This is a genomic window from Mesorhizobium sp. L103C131B0 (assembly GCF_000502275.1).
Taxonomy (GTDB): Bacteria; Pseudomonadota; Alphaproteobacteria; order Rhizobiales; family Rhizobiaceae; genus Mesorhizobium.
This window is the reverse complement of the sequence record NZ_AYXC01000005.1, coordinates 84,295-102,295: the sequence shown is the minus strand read 5'-3', so window position 1 is coordinate 102,295 and position 18,001 is coordinate 84,295. Positions and strand designations below refer to the sequence as shown.

Genomic DNA, 18,001 nt, shown 5'->3' with positions numbered 1-18,001 from the left:
CAGAAGACGGCTCAGACCGGCCGCACCAGAACGTGTTTTTTCTTGCCCACTGAAAGCTTTGCGACGTTTTCCGGACTCAAATCCTGAGGCGTCACCATCCGCCGGTCGTCCGAAACCGGCTGGTCATTGAGGCGCACGGCGCCACCCTGTATGTGACGCCTTGCCTCGCCGTTGGACCCGGCAAGGCCCGCGGTGACCAGCAGCGACAGGATGCCGATGCCACCTTCCAGCGCCGCGCCATCCACCTCGACGCTCGGCAGGGTTTCGGCCGTCACGCCTTCCTCGAACGTCTTGCGCGCGGTTTCCTCGGCCGCGAGCGCCGCCTCGCGGCCGTGCACGATGGCCGTGGTTTCGGTGGCCAGCACCTTCTTGGCCTCGTTGATCTCCGAGCCGCCAAGGGCGGCCAGCCGCGCGATCTCCGACAGCGGCAGCCGGGTGAAGATCTTCAGGAAGCGCTCGACGTCGGCATCCTCGGTGTTGCGCCAGTATTGCCAGAAGTCATAGGGCGAGAAGAGGTCGCCGTTCAGCCACACCGCGCCCTTGGCCGATTTGCCCATCTTGGCGCCCGACGATGTCGTCAGCAGCGGCGTGGTCAGCGCATAAAGCTGCGGCGTGCCCATGCGGTGGCCGAGATCGACGCCGTTGATGATGTTGCCCCACTGGTCCGAACCGCCCATCTGCAGCCGGCAGTCGTGGCGGCGGCTGAGCTCGACGAAATCATAGCCTTGCAGGATCATGTAGTTGAATTCGAGGAAGGACAGCGACTGTTCGCGCTCGAGCCGCAGCCTGACGCTGTCGAAGGTCAGCATCCGGTTGACCGAAAAGTGGCGGCCGACATCGCGCAGGAACTCGACATAGTTGAGCTTCATCAGCCAGTCGGCATTGTTGACCATGATGGCGTCATTGCCAGTGTCGCCGAAGCGCAGGATGCGGCCAAAAATTCGCTTGATGCCTTCGATGTTGGTGGCGATCGCCTCGGGCGTCAAAAGGCTGCGCTGGTCGTCGCGGAAGGACGGGTCGCCGATCATCGAGGTGCCGCCGCCCATCAGCGCGATCGGCCGGTGTCCGGTCTCCTGCATCCAGTAGAGCATGGTCGCCGATATCAGATTGCCGATGTGCAGGCTGGTCGCCGTGGCGTCGTAGCCGACATAGGCGGTCACGGTTTCCTTCGCGAAAAGTTGATCCAGCCCGGTCTCATCCGAAATCTGGTGGATGAAGCCGCGCTCGCTCATGACGCGCAGGAAATCGGACTTGAAGGCGGACATTGTTTCTTCCTGAAAGCGCCGGGTCCGAACGGCCCGGCATGGCCTGAACGCGGGCGTTTAGCATCCAAGCGCGTCAAGCAAAAGTGGTTTCCGATTTTGCGCCGGCATGGACAGCCTATTCTGCACTGCCGCGCATGCTTGCTTCATCCTGTCGGCTGGCGTAATGAGGCGCCGCGCCAACGGGTTCGATCCGCTGGAACGGCACCGCACGGCATCCACCGAATGCCATATCTTGTGACAGAGCCCGACGCGATATGCCGGACGCATTGATATCCATCGTCATTCCCTGCCGCAACGAGGCGGCGAACCTGCCGCTGCTGATCGACGAGATCGAGGCGGCGATGACCGGGCGCGATTTCGAAATCATCGTCGTCAATGACGGTTCGACTGACGACACCGCTTCGGTGCTTGCCGCTGAAGCCGCCAAACGTCCGTTTCCGCTTCGGCAGCTGCGGCACGAAAAATCCGCCGGCCAGTCGCTTTCGGTGCGCTCGGGCGCTTGGGCGGCGCGCGGCTCGATCGTCGCCACCATCGACGGCGACGGCCAGAACGACCCGCAATATATCCCCGTTCTGGTCGATGCGCTGCGTCGGGCAGGGCCCGATTTCGGCGCCGCGCAGGGGCAGCGATTGAAGCGCCGCGACAGCAAGATCAAGCAATTGGCATCGCGTTTCGCCAACTGGCTGCGCGGCGCGATCCTGCATGACGACACCCGCGACACTGGCTGCGGCCTGAAGGCGATCCACACCGATATCCTACGCAAACTGCCCTTCTTCGACGGCACGCATCGTTTCGTTCCGGCCCTGGTCATCCAGGAAGGCTACCGCGTCGTCCATTGCGACGTCGTCGACCGCTCGCGCCGCCACGGCAAGTCGAATTACGGCATCTTCGATCGCGGCCTGCAGGGCGCGCTCGATCTCGCCGGCGTCTGGTGGCTTCGGCGCCGGCGCCGCAGAATGCCAAAGGTAGAGGAAATCACGCATGGCTAACGTGTTTCAGGAATTGGCGACCTGGCTGCACCAGGTTTTCGTCAAGCAGTTCGACGCCTGGGTTCTGCTCGGCTTCGTTGCCCAGTTCTTCTTCACCATGCGCTTCCTGGTGCAGTGGATCGCTTCGGAAAAGGCCAAGCGCAGCGTCGTGCCGATCGCTTTCTGGTTCTTCTCGCTGTTCGGCGGCGGGCTGCTGCTCGTCTACGCCATCCAGCGTGAGGATCCGGTGTTCATCGCCGGCCAGGCCATGGGCATGGTGATCTATGTCAGAAATTTATGGCTCATCGCCAATGAGCGCAAGGCGGCGATGACCAAGGTCGACTGAGCCACCAGTCCCGCCAAATCCAGTCTGTCCGGTGTTGACCAGTCTGTCCGGTGTCGAAATGAGCAGGAACTACATCTTTCTCTTCCTGTTCAGCCTGATGATGACGGCGTCGGGACTGGCCTCTTTGCCGCCGCTCGACCGCGACGAGCCGCGCTTCGTCCAGGCGACCAAGCAGATGACGGAGACCGGCGACTATGTCGACATCCGCTTCCAGGACGCGTCGCGCTACCAAAAGCCGATCGGCATCTACTGGCTGCAATCGGCGGCGGTGACGCTGAGCGGCGAGGGGGCACAGGCGCCGATCTGGATTTACCGGCTGATCTCGGCGCTGGGCATCGCCATCGCCGTCGTCGCAATCGCCTGGACCGGGGCCAATCTGTTCGGCGCCAATGCCGGTCTTGCCGCCGGCCTGGTCATGGCGGCGATTTTCGCCACCGCCTTCGAAGGCCGTGACGCCAAGACCGACGCGATGCTGCTTGCCTGCTGCGTTCTGGCGCAAGGCGCGCTGGCGCAGATTTATCTGGCATCGCGCCGCAACGAGCCTGTCGCCGGCCATCTGCCGTGGATTTTCTGGGCTGCGCAGGGCGCGGCTATCCTCATCAAGGGGCCGATTGCACCGCTGCTGTCGGCGCTGACGGTGCTCACGCTGGTTGCTTTCGAGCGCGACTGGCGCTGGCTGGCGAGGCTGAAAGCCGGGCGTGGGCTGATTCTGGTGCTGTTGATCGTGCTGCCTTGGCTCGCCCTCATCACCTGGAAGAGCAACGGCGCCTTCCTGCAGCAGGCCGTCGGCAAGGATATGCTCGGCAAGGTCGCGCAAGGCGAGGAGTCGCACGGCGTTCCGCCGGGCTTCTACGTGCTGACCTATTGCCTGTTCATGTGGCCGTTCGGCCTTGTGGCGCTCGGCGCCGGACTGCAGGCGCTCAACCGATTGCGCGACGATCCGCGCCTGCGTTTCTGCCTCGCCTGGTACGTTCCGTTCTGGCTCGTCTTCGAATTGATCCCGACGAAACTGCCGCATTATGTGCTGCCGGCCTATCCCGGCATGGCCCTGCTCATCGGCTGGCTTTTGACGCTGACGCCGCAAGAGGCAAATGCGCCGCTCAGGCGCTGGCAGACATGGCTGTGGTGGGCGACCGCATTCGGCACCGTTCTGGTGACAGTCGGTCTCGCCGTGCTTTGCGTCGGTGCGCCGATCTATCTCATGAAGACATTTTTATGGTGGAGCGTTCCGGCCGCCGCGGCAGCATTGGGCGCCGGCTACCTCGCTGTTTCGCGCCAGACGCTGGTGCCGCTGGTCCGCATCGGCGGGGCTGCGGTTTGCGCCGGTATAACCTACGCCCTGCTGTTCGGTGTCATCGTGCCGTCACTGAAACCGATTTGGATGAGCCGGGAAATCGAGGCTGCGGTTCGCGCCGATCGTCCCTGTGAGATGAGCGTGCTCGCCTCCGCGCAATATCACGAACCGAGCCTGGTATTTCTGGTGGGCACAAAGACGGTACTGACCGATGTCGACGGGGTTGCGCAACATCTGCTTGGCGATCCGGCCTGCGCGCTGGGCCTGGCGCCGGTCGGCGATGAAAAACGGCTGGATGACCTGCTGGCAGGGCAAGGCAAGAAGGCCAGCCGCGTCGCCGAGATCGACGGCATCAACTATTCGTCAGGTGATAAATTGTCGCTCGGCCTGTACCGTGTGGCGAACTGATAGCTCTTCAATGATCGCGCCGAGCTCCGCATGTTGATGAAGTCGCCATCGCCGGCGCGTGCCGCTTTGCCTGCCATGCTCCGGCAGTCTGTCGCTAATTTCCGCGATACTTTCGGGATTGTACGGCATCGCCTGGCGACGCGCCCGGCGCGCTACCCGAAAATCCTGTGGTCGGTCTGGGTTGTGGCCTGGCTTTTGCTGACGATCGCGGTGTCGCTCCGTTTCGACCATCTTGCAGGGACCATGGCGAGGGAGTGGGCTTCAGGCTCGACCAATGTCTTCCGCATCGCCGAGTTTTTTACCTTCTTCGGCCTAGGCGGCTGGTATCTTGTCCCGTCGGTATTGGTGCTGATTGCCGCGAATCTGACGGATTGGCGCAGCCTTTCCCGGCGCGCGCGGATGACCTTCTACAACTGGACCTGCTTTGCTTTCATGGTGCTGGGTTCGATCGCACTCTCGGCCATGGTCGTCAACGTGCTGAAATATGGCGTGGGCAGAGCCAGGCCGATGAATTTCGACAAGCTCGGCGATTTGTCGCTGCATCCTTTTTCCTTGGAGGCGCGCTTTGCCAGCTTCCCGTCCGGCCATGCCACGACCATGGGCGTCATTTTCGGCATTGCACTGCTGTTGTTGCCCCAGCGCAGATGGGTGCTGCTGGCAGCAACCTTGTCGGTCGCATCGACCCGGATCTTTATCGGCGCGCACTACCCGAGCGACACTGTCGCCGGATTCGGCCTTGGCTGTGCTGTTGCCATCGTCTGCGCGATGGTGCTTGGCCGGCTGGGATGTATCTTCCGCTACACGGCGTCGGGGTTGCCGGTGGCAAAAACTACGTTCCGCCTATTCCGTCGGGCTCGCAAACCAAACCAAAACGATGCGCCGAGACAAGACGAATTTCCGCATTGGAGCAGCGCCGGCAAGCAACTGAATTGCTGACGCCTTTGGAACCATCTAAGACCACCCCAGCTAGCTGTCGATGCCACCCCAGCTCCGCACCAGCCGAGCCATGTCAGGCGCGCCGGCGGCGTCCTTCTCCAGCCCTTCGGCGACACCGACGCGGTCGGCGACAGGCCGGTTCTGGCTGACTTTCCACTTGCCGCTGATTTCGGCGATCTCGATCTCAAGCCCGACAATGCCCTTGATTTGCGACTGGATGAAGGTCGGCGGCGCATCGGTCACCGCCCAGGGTGCCTCGCGGGCGCCTTCCTGCGACAGCGTCAGCTCGGTGATCTGCTGTGCGATCCAGGCGGAATCCTCGATCACTCTGACGGTTCCTCGCACCTGGACAATGGCGTAGTTCCAGGTCGGCACGACCTTGCCGGTCTCGCGCTTGGTCTCGTACCAGGACGGCGTCACATAGGCGTCGGCGCCCTGGAAGACGACCAGCACCGGCGATGTCGGATTGTCGGCCAGCTGACGCCATTGCGGGTTGGCCCTGGCCAGATGGGCGCGCAGCCGGCCATTCGGCCCAACCTCTGCATCAAGCAGGAAAGGAATGGCATTGGCGACCGGGCCATCGGTGCCGTTGGAGATCAGCAACCCCAGCGGATGCGTCCGGATCAGCCCGTGCAGGACGTCCGGCCGCGTTTCCTGGAAATGGGGAGGCTGGTACATGATNCATGATCGGTCATGCCTTCTTGCGCTGGCTGAACCGGCATTGTGCACCGTTCAGCCGAGCCGCGCCACATGTCAGGCTGGCTTCACCGTTTGGATCAGCCGAAATGGCATTGTCGCGCCCATGATGGGCACGACTGTGACGGCATCGGACCGGGAGTTTTTGTTTTGACGCAATTCCGGACGGAAAACCCGTTTACACTTTTCCTGGAATTGCTCTTAGCGCAGCCGCTTCGGCCGCGGATCGGACAATTCGCCGGCCAGCCGTCGGTCGAGATAGTCGGCGCATTCCTCGAGCAGCAGATCGGCGTCGTTGGCGAAGAAGTGGTTGGCGCCTGGCAAGGTCTTCTGCGTGATGGTGATGCCCTTTTGCGTGTGCAGCTTGTCGACCAGGCCCTGCACATCCTTGGGCGGCGCCACCTTGTCGGCATCGCCATGGATGATCAGACCCGATGACGGGCAGGGCGCCAGGAACGAGAAATCATAGGTGTTGGGCTGCGGCGCGATCGAGATGAAGCCCTCGATCTCGGGCCGGCGCATCAGAAGCTGCATGCCGATCCAGGAGCCGAAGGAATAACCGGCCACCCAGCAGCTCTTGGAATCCGGATGCAGCGACTGCACCCAGTCGAGCGCTGCGGCGGCATCCGACAATTCGCCGGTGCCGTGGTCGAATTCGCCCTGGCTGCGGCCGATGCCGCGGAAGTTGAAGCGAAGCGTGGTGAAATCGCGCTTCTGGAACATGTAGAAGAGGTCATAGACGATCTTGTTGTTCATCGTGCCGCCGAATTGCGGGTGCGGATGCAACACGATGGCAATCGGCGCGCTCTTCTCCTTGGAAGGCTGGTAGCGGCCCTCCAGGCGGCCGGCCGGACCGGTGAAAATGACCTCAGGCATGAAATACTCCAAATGGCATACGAATGCGCGGCGCCCGGAACAACTCTTTACTCTAGCCCCAGCCCTTCCGGGCCTTGACGCAGGGCAAGCGTCTTCTTAGAAGCTAGTTTAGAATTGTTCAAAACTGGATAGCCAGCCGTGACGGCCCGGCCATCCTCGCCGCAAGCCGCGTAAATAGGACGTCTTGCCTTGCAATTTCAAGGAAATAACGCGCTATCCTTGCGGAAAGGGTCTTGACGGGATCGATTGGGTGAAAATGGCCGCAGCACGCGCCTATCTCGACTACAATGCCAGCGCGCCGCTCATTGCCGAGGCGCGCGAGGCGATGATTACCGCGCTCGATCTCGTCGCCAATCCGTCGTCGGTGCATGCCGAGGGGCGCGCGGCGCGGCGCCTGATCGACACTGCCCGGCGCGATGTGGCGGCACTTGTCGGCGCCAAGGCCGAGCATGTCGTCTTCACCTCCGGCGCGACGGAAGCCGCATCGACGCTGCTGACGCCGGATTGGCGGATGGGCCGTGGCACGGTGCGCATGAGCCGGCTCTATGTCTGCGAGGCCGACCACCCTTGCCTGTTGAACGGCGGCCGCTTCCCGGCAACACAGGTTTCGCAGATCGGCGTCGACGCCGATGGCATCGCTGACCTCGCTCAGCTGACAGCCGCTCTGGCCGCGCATGACAAGGCCGAAGGCCTGCCGTTGGTCGCGATCCATGCGGCCAACAACGAGACCGGCGTCATCCAGCCGATTGATCGCATCGCCGCAATCGTCAAGGTCGTGGGCGGCATTCTGGTGGTCGACGCGGTGCAGGCTGCGGGCCGCGTTCCCATCGATATGTCAGCGGCTTACGCCGACTATTTGATTCTGTCTTCGCACAAGATCGGCGGCCCCAAGGGTGTCGGCGCCGTCGTTGCGGCAGCCGATCTGATGATGCCGAAGCCGCTGATCAATGGCGGGGGCCAGGAAAAGGGCCATCGCGGCGGCACCGAAAACCTGGCGGCCATCGCCGGCTTTGGCGCTGCGGCGCGGCAGGCTTTGGCCGGACTGAACCATGTCGATACGCTTGCGCACCGCCGCGACGAAGTCGAAACCATCATCAAAACACTGGTGCCGGACCCAGAAATCTTCGGATCCGGCGCGCCAAGGCTTGCCAACACGACATTCTTCGCTATTCCCGGCGTGAAGGCCGAGACGGCGCAGATCGCGTTCGATCTGGCCGGCGTGGCGCTGTCGGCGGGATCGGCCTGTTCGTCGGGCAAGGTCGGGCCGAGCCATGTGCTGAAAGCCATGGGTCATGGCGACAGCCTGGGCGCTTTGCGCGTGTCCATCGGTCGCGCAACGAGCGCCGGGGACATCGAACTGTTTCGTACGGCGCTGGCCGAAATCGCCCAGCGCCGGGCGGGCAGGGAACAAGCCGCCTGAAGGCGACAAAGAATTCAGGCCTCGCGGCCTGGTAGAGCCGTGCGTTTGCAAGTGGCCGGGTGAATTCCCGGCCGAGACGCACTATATGAAACTTACGCCGCCTTCGGCGCCTCATGGGCAGCCCTCGGCGATGCCATAGTTTGAAAACTGTCGGGCCTTGACCCCGGCGTGGATGGAGAACGCTTATGCCTGCTGTGCAGGACACGATCGATCGGGTCCGAAAGATCGACGTCGACCAGTACAAATACGGATTCCAGACAGAGATCGCGATGGACAAGGCCCCCAAGGGCCTGAGCGAAGACATTATTCGCTTCATCTCGGCCAAGAAGGATGAACCGTCCTGGATGCTGGAATGGCGTCTGGAAGCCTATCGGCGCTGGTTGACCCTGGAAGAGCCGACCTGGGCGCGCGTCCATTATCCGAAGATCGATTTTCAGGACCTCTATTACTACGCGGCGCCCAAGAGCACGCCCGGCCCGACCTCGCTGAGCGACGTCGATCCCGAGCTGTTGAAGGTCTACGAGAAGCTCGGCATTCCGCTGCGGGAACAAGAAATCCTCGCTGGCGTGCAGAAGACCGACGTCTCCGATCTCGAGGAGCCCAGCGACAATGTCTACAAATCGGGCCGTGTCGCGGTCGACGCGGTGTTCGATTCCGTTTCCGTCGTCACCACGTTCAAGAAGGAACTGGCGCAGGCCGGCGTCATCTTCTGCTCGATCTCGGAGGCCATCCGCGAGCATCCGGAGCTGGTGCAGAAATATCTCGGCTCGGTCGTGCCGACATCCGACAATTTCTACGCCACGCTGAATTCGGCTGTCTTCACCGACGGCTCGTTCGTCTTCGTGCCCAAGGGCGTGCGCTGCCCGATGGAGCTGTCGACCTATTTCCGCATGAACGAGAAGAACACCGGCCAGTTCGAGCGCACGCTGATCATCGCCGAGGAGGGGGCTTACGTCTCCTATCTCGAAGGCTGCACGGCGCCGCAGCGCGACGAGAACCAGCTGCATGCCGCCGTCGTCGAACTGGTGGCGCTCGACGATGCCGAGATCAAATATTCGACGGTGCAGAACTGGTACCCCGGCGATGCCGAGGGCAAGGGCGGCATCTACAATTTCGTCACCAAGCGCGGCGACTGCCGCGGCCACCGTTCGAAGATCTCGTGGACGCAGGTCGAGACCGGTTCGGCGATCACCTGGAAATATCCCAGCTGCATCCTGCGCGGCGACGATTCCTCCGGCGAGTTCTATTCGATCGCTGTGTCGAACGGCTACCAGCAGGTCGATAGCGGCACCAAGATGATCCATCTCGGCAAGAACACGTCGAGCCGCATCATCTCCAAGGGCATTGCCGCCGGCTTCTCGCAGAACACCTATCGCGGCCAGGTCTCGGCGCACCGCAAGGCGACCAACGCCCGCAACTTCACCAATTGCGATAGTCTCCTGATCGGCGACCAGTGCGGCGCGCACACCGTGCCCTACATGGAAGCCAAGAACTCGACGGCGCAGTTCGAGCATGAGGCGACGACGTCAAAGATTTCCGAGGACCAGAAGTTCTACGTCATGCAGCGCGGCATCCCGGAAGAGGAGGCGATCGCGCTGATCGTCAACGGCTTCGTCAAGGATGTCATCCAGCAGCTGCCGATGGAGTTCGCGGTCGAAGCGCAGAAGCTTATCGGCATCAGCCTCGAGGGCTCGGTCGGCTGACCGGACAATATATCCAGGAAAGAAAAAATGCTTGAGATCAAGAACCTGCATGCCCGCATCGTCGATGACGGCACCGAGATCATCCGCGGCCTGAACCTGACGGTGAAAAACGGCGAGGTCGCTGCCATCATGGGTCCGAACGGCTCGGGCAAATCGACGCTGTCCTACATCCTCGCCGGCCGTGAGGACTATGAGGTCACCGAAGGCGACATCCTCTATAACGGCCAGTCGATCCTCGAAATGGATCCGGCCGAGCGCGCCACCGCGGGCATCTTCCTCGCCTTCCAGTATCCGATGGAGATACCTGGCGTCGCGACCATGGAATTCCTGAAGGTGGCGATGAACGAGCAGCGCAAGGCGCGCGGCGAGGAGCCGCTAAAAATTCCGGAATTTTTGAAGCGGGTGAAAGAGGCGGCAGCCTCGCTCTCGATGGACATGGCGATGCTGAAGCGGCCGCTCAATGTCGGCTTTTCCGGCGGCGAGAAGAAGCGGGCCGAGATCCTGCAGATGAAGCTGCTGGAGCCAAAGCTCTGCGTGCTCGACGAGACCGATTCAGGCCTAGACATCGATGCGCTGAAGATCGTCTCGGACGGCGTCAACGCGCTGCGTTCGCCCGACCGTGCCATCATCGTCATCACCCACTACCAGCGCCTGCTCGAGCACATCGTGCCCGATAGCGTGCACGTCCTATACAAGGGCCAGGTGATCAAGTCCGGCGACAAGTCGCTGGCGCTCGATCTCGAAGCCAATGGCTATGCCGGCGTGATCGGCGAAGCCGCGTGAGACGCCAGAAGGCCATTTTATGCTGAAAGGCGGGGCAAAACTGATGAATATGCATACACAACCCCAGCGCACGCAGGCCGAAACGGCGTTGATCGACGCTTTCGGCGAGCGTCTGTCGTTGCTGCCGGGTGACGGCGCGGTGATGCTGAAGCGCGACGACGCCATCGAGGCGATCAAGCACGGGCTGCCGACGCGGCGCATCGAATCCTGGCATTACACTGACCTGCACCGGCTGTTGACCGCGGTGCCGGCATTCGATCCGACGGCCGCCGCCAAAACGCTAACGCCCATCGTCGAAGGTTCCGCCGTGCTGGCGGTTCTGAACGGCGTCTCGAGTGCGAAATTCCCCGCGATCGAGGGCGTGACGATCCAGCGCCTGTCGGAAAAGCTGACCGACGGCTCGATTGCACCCGGCCTCGAGCCCTATGGCAGCGATGACGCCATCGGCGCGCTGAACACTGCTTTCGTCGCCGACGGCTATTTCGTCGACATCGCCGATGGCGCAGCACTGGAAAAGCCGATCGAATTGCAGAACCTGCAAGCCGGCGGACAGACCCATGTGCGCTTTCCCGTGCGTGTCGGCGCCGGCGCCAAGGCTGCGATCGTCGAGCGTCAGGCGGGCGAGGGCGCGGCTCTGGCCAGCTCCGTCAGCCAGCTGGTGTTGGGCGAGGGCGCCGAGGTGACCTGGCTGATCATCCAGGAACAGCCGGAAACGGCCACCCATCTGGCGCAGTTCAAGGCGCATCTCGGCAAGAATTCGAAGCTGACGCTGTTCTTAATGAATGCCGGCGGCAAGCTTGTGCGCCAGGAGATCGTGGTGAAGACCACGGGCGAAGGCGCCGATTTCAAATTGCGCGGCATCAACCTTCTGGCCGGCGACACCCACACCGACGTGACCATGGTGCTCGACCATGCCGTGCCGCATACGACATCGACGGAAGTGATCCGCAATGTGGTGACCGGCAAGGCGCGCGGCGTCTTCCAGGGCCGCATCAACGTCCACCAATACGCGCAGAAGACCAACGCTAAGATGGCCTGCAACACGCTGCTTTTGTCGGATGATGGCGAGTTCTCGACCAAGCCGGAGCTGGAAATCTTCGCCGACGACGTCATCTGCGGCCACGGCGCGACCGTTACCGAGATCGACCACAACCATCTGTTCTACCTGATGGCGCGCGGCATCGACGNCATCGACGAGAAGAGCGCCCGTGGCCTGCTGGTCAAGGCGTTCGTCGCCGAAGTGATCGAGGAACTGGACGACGAAACCATCGTCGAGGCCCTGGAAACAAGGCTGGACGACTGGTTCGTGGCCCATGGGTAAGCACCTCTTTCCCTTCTCCCCTTGTGGGGTCCGAAGGACGGGCGAGGCAAGTGACTCGCCCCGGGCGGTGGCCGAGCGAAGCTCGGTCGGATGAGGGGTGCGTGACGAAGTGAGGCGGTGCCTCAAGAGAGCTTGTAATGGACCAGAAGATCGAAACAACCCCATACGACGTCGAGGCGATCCGCCGCGACTTCCCGATCCTGTCGCGCGAAGTCTACGGCAAACCGCTGGTCTATCTCGACAATGGCGCCTCGGCGCAGAAGCCGCAGGTGGTGCTGGATACGATCCAGCACGCCTATTCCCAGGAATACGCCAACGTGCATCGCGGCCTGCATTTCCTGTCGAATGCCTCAACCGACGCCTATGAGAAGGCGCGCGAGACGGTGCGCCGTTTCCTCAATGCGCCAAGCACCGACAACATCGTCTTCACCTCCAACACGACAGCCGCCATCAACACCGTCGCTTACGGCTATGGCATGCCCAATATCGGCGCGGGCGACGAGATCGTGCTGTCGATCATGGAGCACCACTCCAACATCGTGCCGTGGCATTTCATCCGGGAGCGGCAGGGCGCCAAGCTGGTCTGGGTGCCGGTCGACGATCTCGGCATCTTCCACATCGAGGACTTCGAAAAGCGCCTGACCGACAAGACCAAGCTCGTCGCCATCACGCATATGTCGAACGCGCTGGGCACGGTAACCCCGATCAAGGAGATCGTGCGCATCGCGCATTCGCGTGGAATTCCCGTACTTGTCGACGGCAGCCAGAGCGCCGTGCACATGCCGATCGACGTCCAGGACCTCGATTGCGATTTCTTCGTCTTCACCGGCCACAAGGTCTACGGGCCCTCCGGCATCGGCGTGCTCTACGGCAAGAAGGACATTCTGCAGGGCATGCGCCCCTTCATGGGCGGCGGCGAAATGATCGAGGAGGTGACTGAAGACATCGTCACCTACAACGAGCCGCCGCACCGCTTCGAGGCCGGCACGCCGCCGATCGTGCAGGCGATTGGCCTGGGTGCAGCATTGGAATACATGGAAAAGGTTGGCCGCGAGCGCATTGCCGCCCATGAGGCCGATCTCAAGACCTATGCGCATGAACGGCTGCGCGCCATCAACTCGCTGCGCATCTTCGGCGACGCGCCGGACAAGGGCGCCATCATTTCTTTCGAATTGCAGGGCATTCATGCCCATGACGTGTCGATGGTGATAGACAGGCAGGGTGTTGCCGTCCGCGCGGGCACCCATTGCGCCCAGCCGCTGTTGAAACGCTTTGGCGTAACCTCCACATGCAGGGCATCGTTCGGCATGTATAATAACAGGGCCGAAGTCGACGCTTTGGCCGATGCGCTGGAAAAAGCGCGCAAGTTCTTCGGGTGACAGGTTCTTTGGATGACGACCATGGATGATGCGAGCCACACCACCGCGCCGGAAGCAGCCATCAATCCGCTGGTTTCCGCCTCGGCCATTCCCGCCGACGAGCTGGCGCGGCTGACCGACGACATCGTCTCGGCGCTGAAGACGGTCTATGACCCGGAAATACCGGCCGACATCTATGAGCTCGGCCTCATCTACAAGATCGACATCGAGGACAACCGCGCGGTCAAGATCGACATGACGCTGACCGCGCCCGGCTGTCCGGTGGCCGGCGAAATGCCCGGCTGGGTGGAAAACGCCGTCGGCGCCGTCGAAGGCGTCTCTGGCGTCGAGGTCAACATGACCTTCGACCCGCCCTGGTCGCCCGACCGCATGTCGGAAGAGGCGCAGGTGGCGGTGGGCTGGTACTAGGTTGACTGAGGTTGGTGCACTTGCACCAGTGGTAAAACTTCACCATTTTAGGTGAGGAATCATTCGGCAGGCCTTGAACCTGCATGGGATGGAAGAGGAAAGAGAATGGGACGCTTCGCCGTCATCACGATGACCGAAAAGGCAGCCGACCGGGTGCGCGAGATCGTCGCCACGCGCGACAATGCGCATGGCATTCGCCTCGGCATCAAGAAGGGCGGCTGCGCCGGCATGGAATACACGGTCGACCTGGTGACCGAGCCCAACACCAAGGACGACCATATCGAACGCGACGGCGCGCATGTCTATGTCGCGCCCGAGGCTGCCCTTTTCCTGTTCGGCACCGAGATGGATTTCGAGCAGACCACGCTGCGCACCGGCTTCACCTTCCACAACCCGAACCAGAGTTCGGCCTGCGGCTGCGGCGAATCCGTCGAACTGAAGCCCGCCGACCTGAAGGCGCTGGCTGAGGCGCGCGCTTCGGCCTGATCTTCCTTATCCCCGTTCACGGGGAGGTGAGGAATGGTCCGCGCAGCGGGCGAAAAGCCAATTGCTTGGCTTTTCGAATGACGAACGGCCCGAAGGGCCGGGTGAGGGGCAGTGCTAACCATCGCAAGTCGCGCTCCGAGCCCTCACTTCACCCACATCTTCGTCCGCTTGTGCCAGTCGGCGATCGATTCCTCGGGATAGACGTCGAACGCCTTGTCCTTTTTGCCGATCACCGGCTCGACCCAACTCGCCTTGTATTTCAACATCAGATGCACCTTCTCCGGCGGCTTCGGCAGCTCGCTGTCGATTGCCGAGGCGAAGGGGTGGACCAGGTCCGGCCATGTCGGATCGTAGAGCCAGAGCGCCGAACCGCACTTCTTGCAGAAATTGCGCTCGCCCGTCGAAATCTCACACTTTGGATGCTCGTCGTCCGCGATCTCTGCCTGGTAGACGCCGAGATTGCGCTTGCCCTTGATTTTCAGCGTCTTGTAATCGGCGCCGAGATTGATGGCGAAGCCGCCGCCGCCCTGCTGCTTGCGGCAGATCGAGCAGTAGCACAGCATGAACGGCACCGGCGTGTTGCTCTCCACCTCGAAATGGACGGCATCGCAGCGGCAGGATCCCTTGAGCAGCAGCGGCATGACAAAACTCCGACGGATGGCTCTCAACTTGCCAGCATGGTTTTTGGTTGCAGCCATGGCAAGCCCGGTGACATGATTGCGGCATGGACAATGAACGCATCGAAGAGCTGTTCGAAGGCCTCGGCCCGGTCAGTATCCGAAAACTGTTCGGCGGCAAGGGTATCTATTTCGACGGCGTCATCGTCGCCATCGTGCTGCGCGGCGAATTGCTGCTCAAGGCTGACGAGCAAAGCGCGCCCGATTTCGAAGCCGCCGGCTGCAAGCAATGGACCTATACCGGCACCCGCCACGGCAAGCTGGTTGCGATGCCGTACTGGAGCATTCCCGACGACGCGTTTGATGACCCTGACGAGATGAGGGTGTGGGCGCGCCGGGCGTATGAGGCGGGACGCCGGGCGGGGAAGTAGTAACCCTGGGGCATTTCTCATGGCTATGTTCATCAGACCAGAGCGACCTGACGATAAGCAGACCATTCACGACCTGACCATCGCGGCTTTCGAACCCACGCCGTTCAGCGATGGTTCGGAGGCTCCGATCATTACCAAGTTGCGGAATGATGGTGATCTGACGGTTTCGCTTGTTGCCGTCAGAGGTGGAGACATCGTGGGGCACGTAGCCTTCTCGCCAGTTACGGTTGGAGTTGAAAGCGACGGATGGTACGGGCTTGGTCCGGTATCTGTGTGGCCGGATAAGCAGCGGCAAGGCATCGGAAGTGCATTGATCAACGAGGGGCTTGCGATCCTCAAGACGAACGGAGCAAAAGGCTGCGTCTTGATCGGTGATCCAGCCTATTACGGGCGCTTCGGCTTCAGAAGCGACGGCAATTTGAGCTATCAAGAACTGCCCGCGCAATATGTGCAATCACTCCCCTTCCAGAGCGAGCCCGCGACCGGGCAGCTGAAATTCAGCCCTGCATTCGACCGGTAGGACAGATTCAAAGCCGAGGCGATTGGTTTTGACCCTACAGCGCCGTCGCAATCCTCGCCGCCAGCCGCGCATTGTTCTCGACCAGCGCGATGTTGGTCTTCAAGCTCCGGCCGCCGGTCAGTTCGAGGATTTTGCCCAACAGGAAGGGCGTCACCGCCTTACCGGTCACATTCTGCACTTCCGCCGCCGTCTGCGCGGCCTCGATATAGCCGGCCATCTCGTCGGCCGGGATTTCATCGTCCTGCGGCACCGGGTTGGCGATCAGCATGCCGCCGACCAGGCCAAGTGCCGCCCTGGTCTTGTAGAAATGCGCGATCTCTTCCGGTCTGTGCAGGGTCAGCGGCGCGCGGAACGGCGAATGCCGCGACCAGAAGGCCGGCATCGTCTCGCAGCCATGGCCAATCACCGGCACGCCGCACGTCTCCAGCACTTCCAGCGTCTTTTCGATGTCGAGGATCGCCTTGGCGCCGGCCGAGACGACGATGACCGGCGTGCGCGCCAACTCGTCGAGATCGGCCGAGATGTCGAAGCTCTTTTCCGCGCCCTTGTGGACGCCGCCAATGCCGCCGGTGGCGAACACCTTTATCCCGACCATGTCAGCGGCGATCATGGTGGCGGCGACCGTGGTGCCGCCGGTGCGGCCTTGCGCCACCGCAAAGCCGAGATCGGCGCGCGACAGCTTCATGGCGTCGCCGGTCATCGCCAGCGACTCGCGCTCGCCGTCGGAAAGCCCGATCTTGATGCGGCCGGCGACCACGGCGATCGTCGCTGGCACCGCGCCATTGTCCAGGATTATCTTTTCGACATTGGCGGCCATGGCGCCATTGTCGGGGTAAGGCATGCCATGGGTGATGATGGTGCTTTCCAGGGCCACGACGGGGCGGCCAGCGGCGAGCGCCTCGGCCACGGGCGCGTGGAGGTCGATGAAGGGGCGGGCGCTTTGCGGTGTCATGATGGTCTCCGATCCGGAGATCCGCGCGTCCGCTTGGACGTGGCGCTCCGGCAATGGCAATTGGCCGCCCTCATGCCATTTCCTGCGCGTCGGGCACAAGAGCCAGTGCCTCGGTGAAGGTCGCGGCGGTGAAGGCCGGCACGGCATCCGAACTTTCGATGGCGAGCGTCGCCGCGGCAACGCCTTCGCGGAGGGCCTGGCGCAATGCCAGGCCGCGCAGCAGGGCAGCGATGGTGGCGCCGGCCAGCGCGTCGCCGGCGCCGGTGACGTCGGCGACTTTTCTCGGCGCCGGCGGCAGGATAGAGAAGGCGCCGGCTTCGTCGAATCCCAGCACCGGGCCGTCGCCCGCCGTCACCACGCCACTGGTGAGGCCGCTGCAGCGCAGTCCGTCGACGGTCTCGCGCTCGGTGGCATTGGCATCGACGCCGGCCAGCACCATGGCCTCGCGCCGGTTCATGAAGACCTGCGCGAGTTCCTTCAGCACCGGTATCAGCCGCACCACCTTGGCCGGCGAAATGGCGATGGCGAACACCGGCTTGCCGGCGGCGAGCCCCACCAGCCGCTCCAGCGCCGTTGATGGCAGATTGGCGTCGCAGAGCACCGCATCGGCCTCGGCGACCACCTCGCGCACCTTGGAGCGGCGGATCTGCTTGGGGAACGCCAAATCGTAGAGCGCCATATCGGCAAAGCCGGTGATCAGCTCGCCGTCGCGATCGATCAGCGCCGTGTAGCTCGGCGTCGTGCGGTCGAGGAAAACCGCCGACAGGTCGGCAATGCCGGAGTCGGCGATGGCGCGCGCAACCGTCTCGGCCGAGGCATCGCCGCCGCGCACCGACAAAAGCGAGGCCGAGACGCCGCGCCGCACCAGGCTGCGCAGCGCGTTGAAGACGCCGCCGCCGACATCCTCGCGCATCGTGCCGGGGTTGGACGCCGCGGGCACGTACGTGCCCGACACCTGGCCGCGGCGATCGATATGGGCGCCGCCCACCGCCAGTATCTTTGCTGATTTCACCATAACGGCGATATGACCTTTGTTATTCGAGCCGCACAAGCGCTACGCTGTGCGGCGGAGCTTCGCAGGCAAGCCGGCGATTCGGCCGATCGAAACAGCCGGCGCGTCTGGCCCAATGGTGGATACATCCGGAAACGAAACCATGAGACAAAAAAAGAACAAATCCGGATAAAGGTTGCT

General features: G+C 62.6%; 19 protein-coding genes. 13 read left to right on the top strand and 6 right to left on the bottom strand.

Annotated features, from left to right (window positions below):
• Positions 1-11: 11 nt before the first annotated feature.
• Positions 12-1,265, bottom strand: coding sequence for a tyrosine--tRNA ligase (gene tyrS, locus X730_RS153165; protein ID WP_023826177.1), 1,254 nt, complete (start codon positions 1,263-1,265; stop codon positions 12-14).
• A gap of 254 nt (positions 1,266-1,519) precedes the next feature.
• On the opposite strand from tyrS, the gene X730_RS153170 reads away from it, so the two are divergent.
• From X730_RS153170 to X730_RS153185, 4 genes are read left to right on the top strand one after another with little or no spacing between them, the layout of a single operon-like run.
• Positions 1,520-2,254, top strand: a complete 735-nt coding sequence (locus tag X730_RS153170) for a glycosyltransferase family 2 protein (protein WP_023739402.1) — start codon at positions 1,520-1,522, stop codon at positions 2,252-2,254.
• Complete coding sequence (locus tag X730_RS153175; RefSeq protein ID WP_023669132.1) at positions 2,247-2,579, top strand: lipid-A-disaccharide synthase N-terminal domain-containing protein; 333 nt, start codon at positions 2,247-2,249, stop codon at positions 2,577-2,579. Before X730_RS153170 ends, X730_RS153175 begins: the two co-directional genes overlap by 8 nt.
• Before the next feature lie 58 nt (positions 2,580-2,637).
• On the top strand, positions 2,638-4,281 hold the full coding sequence (locus X730_RS153180; RefSeq protein WP_023819423.1) for a glycosyltransferase family 39 protein: 1,644 nt from the start codon (positions 2,638-2,640) through the stop codon (positions 4,279-4,281).
• 30 nt (positions 4,282-4,311) lie between these two features.
• On the top strand, positions 4,312-5,217 hold the full coding sequence (locus tag X730_RS153185; protein ID WP_023826176.1) for a phosphatase PAP2 family protein: 906 nt from the start codon (positions 4,312-4,314) through the stop codon (positions 5,215-5,217).
• A gap of 30 nt (positions 5,218-5,247) precedes the next feature.
• On the opposite strand, the gene X730_RS153190 is transcribed toward X730_RS153185, so the two are convergent.
• Both X730_RS153190 and X730_RS153195 read right to left on the bottom strand, forming a co-directional pair.
• On the bottom strand, positions 5,248-5,895 hold the full coding sequence (locus X730_RS153190) for an FMN-binding negative transcriptional regulator (protein ID WP_023700865.1): 648 nt from the start codon (positions 5,893-5,895) through the stop codon (positions 5,248-5,250).
• Positions 5,896-6,114: 219 nt separating this feature from the next.
• Positions 6,115-6,789 carry an alpha/beta hydrolase gene (locus X730_RS153195; RefSeq protein WP_023669128.1) on the bottom strand — a complete coding sequence of 225 codons (675 nt, stop codon included), beginning with the start codon at positions 6,787-6,789 and terminating at the stop codon, positions 6,115-6,117.
• Positions 6,790-7,045: 256 nt separating this feature from the next.
• On the opposite strand from X730_RS153195, the gene X730_RS153200 reads away from it, so the two are divergent.
• The 7 genes from X730_RS153200 to sufA all read left to right on the top strand — a co-directional run bounded on the left by X730_RS153200 (position 7,046) and on the right by sufA (position 14,289).
• Positions 7,046-8,209, top strand: a complete 1,164-nt coding sequence (locus tag X730_RS153200) for a cysteine desulfurase family protein (RefSeq protein ID WP_023826174.1) — start codon at positions 7,046-7,048, stop codon at positions 8,207-8,209.
• Between the two features lie 185 nt (positions 8,210-8,394).
• Positions 8,395-9,912 carry a Fe-S cluster assembly protein SufB gene (gene sufB / locus X730_RS153205; RefSeq protein WP_023706434.1) on the top strand — a complete coding sequence of 506 codons (1,518 nt, stop codon included), beginning with the start codon at positions 8,395-8,397 and terminating at the stop codon, positions 9,910-9,912.
• Between the two features lie 27 nt (positions 9,913-9,939).
• Positions 9,940-10,695 carry a Fe-S cluster assembly ATPase SufC gene (gene sufC, locus X730_RS153210; RefSeq protein ID WP_023684862.1) on the top strand — a complete coding sequence of 252 codons (756 nt, stop codon included), beginning with the start codon at positions 9,940-9,942 and terminating at the stop codon, positions 10,693-10,695.
• A 43-nt stretch (positions 10,696-10,738) separates the two neighbouring features.
• On the top strand, positions 10,739-12,016 hold the full coding sequence (gene sufD, locus X730_RS153215) for a Fe-S cluster assembly protein SufD (protein WP_023826173.1): 1,278 nt from the start codon (positions 10,739-10,741) through the stop codon (positions 12,014-12,016).
• A 137-nt stretch (positions 12,017-12,153) separates the two neighbouring features.
• Positions 12,154-13,395, top strand: coding sequence for a cysteine desulfurase (locus X730_RS153220; RefSeq protein ID WP_023826172.1), 1,242 nt, complete (start codon positions 12,154-12,156; stop codon positions 13,393-13,395).
• A gap of 21 nt (positions 13,396-13,416) precedes the next feature.
• A complete protein-coding gene (locus tag X730_RS153225; protein ID WP_023709315.1) occupies positions 13,417-13,803 on the top strand; it encodes an SUF system Fe-S cluster assembly protein in 387 nt (128 codons plus the stop codon).
• Positions 13,804-13,908: 105 nt separating this feature from the next.
• Entirely contained in the window at positions 13,909-14,289 is a 381-nt protein-coding gene (gene sufA, locus X730_RS153230; RefSeq protein ID WP_013532156.1) for a Fe-S cluster assembly scaffold SufA, read from the top strand.
• A gap of 143 nt (positions 14,290-14,432) precedes the next feature.
• Here sufA and X730_RS153235 read toward each other — a convergent pair whose 3' ends face one another.
• Positions 14,433-14,930 carry a GFA family protein gene (locus X730_RS153235; protein WP_023706439.1) on the bottom strand — a complete coding sequence of 166 codons (498 nt, stop codon included), beginning with the start codon at positions 14,928-14,930 and terminating at the stop codon, positions 14,433-14,435.
• Between the two features lie 83 nt (positions 14,931-15,013).
• Between X730_RS153235 and X730_RS153240 the strand changes: the two genes are divergently transcribed.
• Positions 15,014-15,337: a TfoX/Sxy family protein gene (locus X730_RS153240; RefSeq protein WP_023669120.1), complete on the top strand. Its 324-nt coding sequence runs from the start codon at positions 15,014-15,016 to the stop codon at positions 15,335-15,337.
• 25 nt (positions 15,338-15,362) lie between these two features.
• Entirely contained in the window at positions 15,363-15,857 is a 495-nt protein-coding gene (locus X730_RS153245; protein WP_023826171.1) for an N-acetyltransferase, read from the top strand.
• 34 nt (positions 15,858-15,891) lie between these two features.
• Here the strand turns inward: X730_RS153245 and X730_RS153250 are convergent, their stop codons facing one another.
• Positions 15,892-16,809, bottom strand: a complete 918-nt coding sequence (locus X730_RS153250) for a pseudouridine-5'-phosphate glycosidase (RefSeq protein WP_023826170.1) — start codon at positions 16,807-16,809, stop codon at positions 15,892-15,894.
• Positions 16,810-16,879: 70 nt separating this feature from the next.
• Positions 16,880-17,824, bottom strand: coding sequence for a carbohydrate kinase family protein (locus X730_RS153255; protein ID WP_023826169.1), 945 nt, complete (start codon positions 17,822-17,824; stop codon positions 16,880-16,882).
• Positions 17,825-18,001 lie beyond the last annotated feature (177 nt).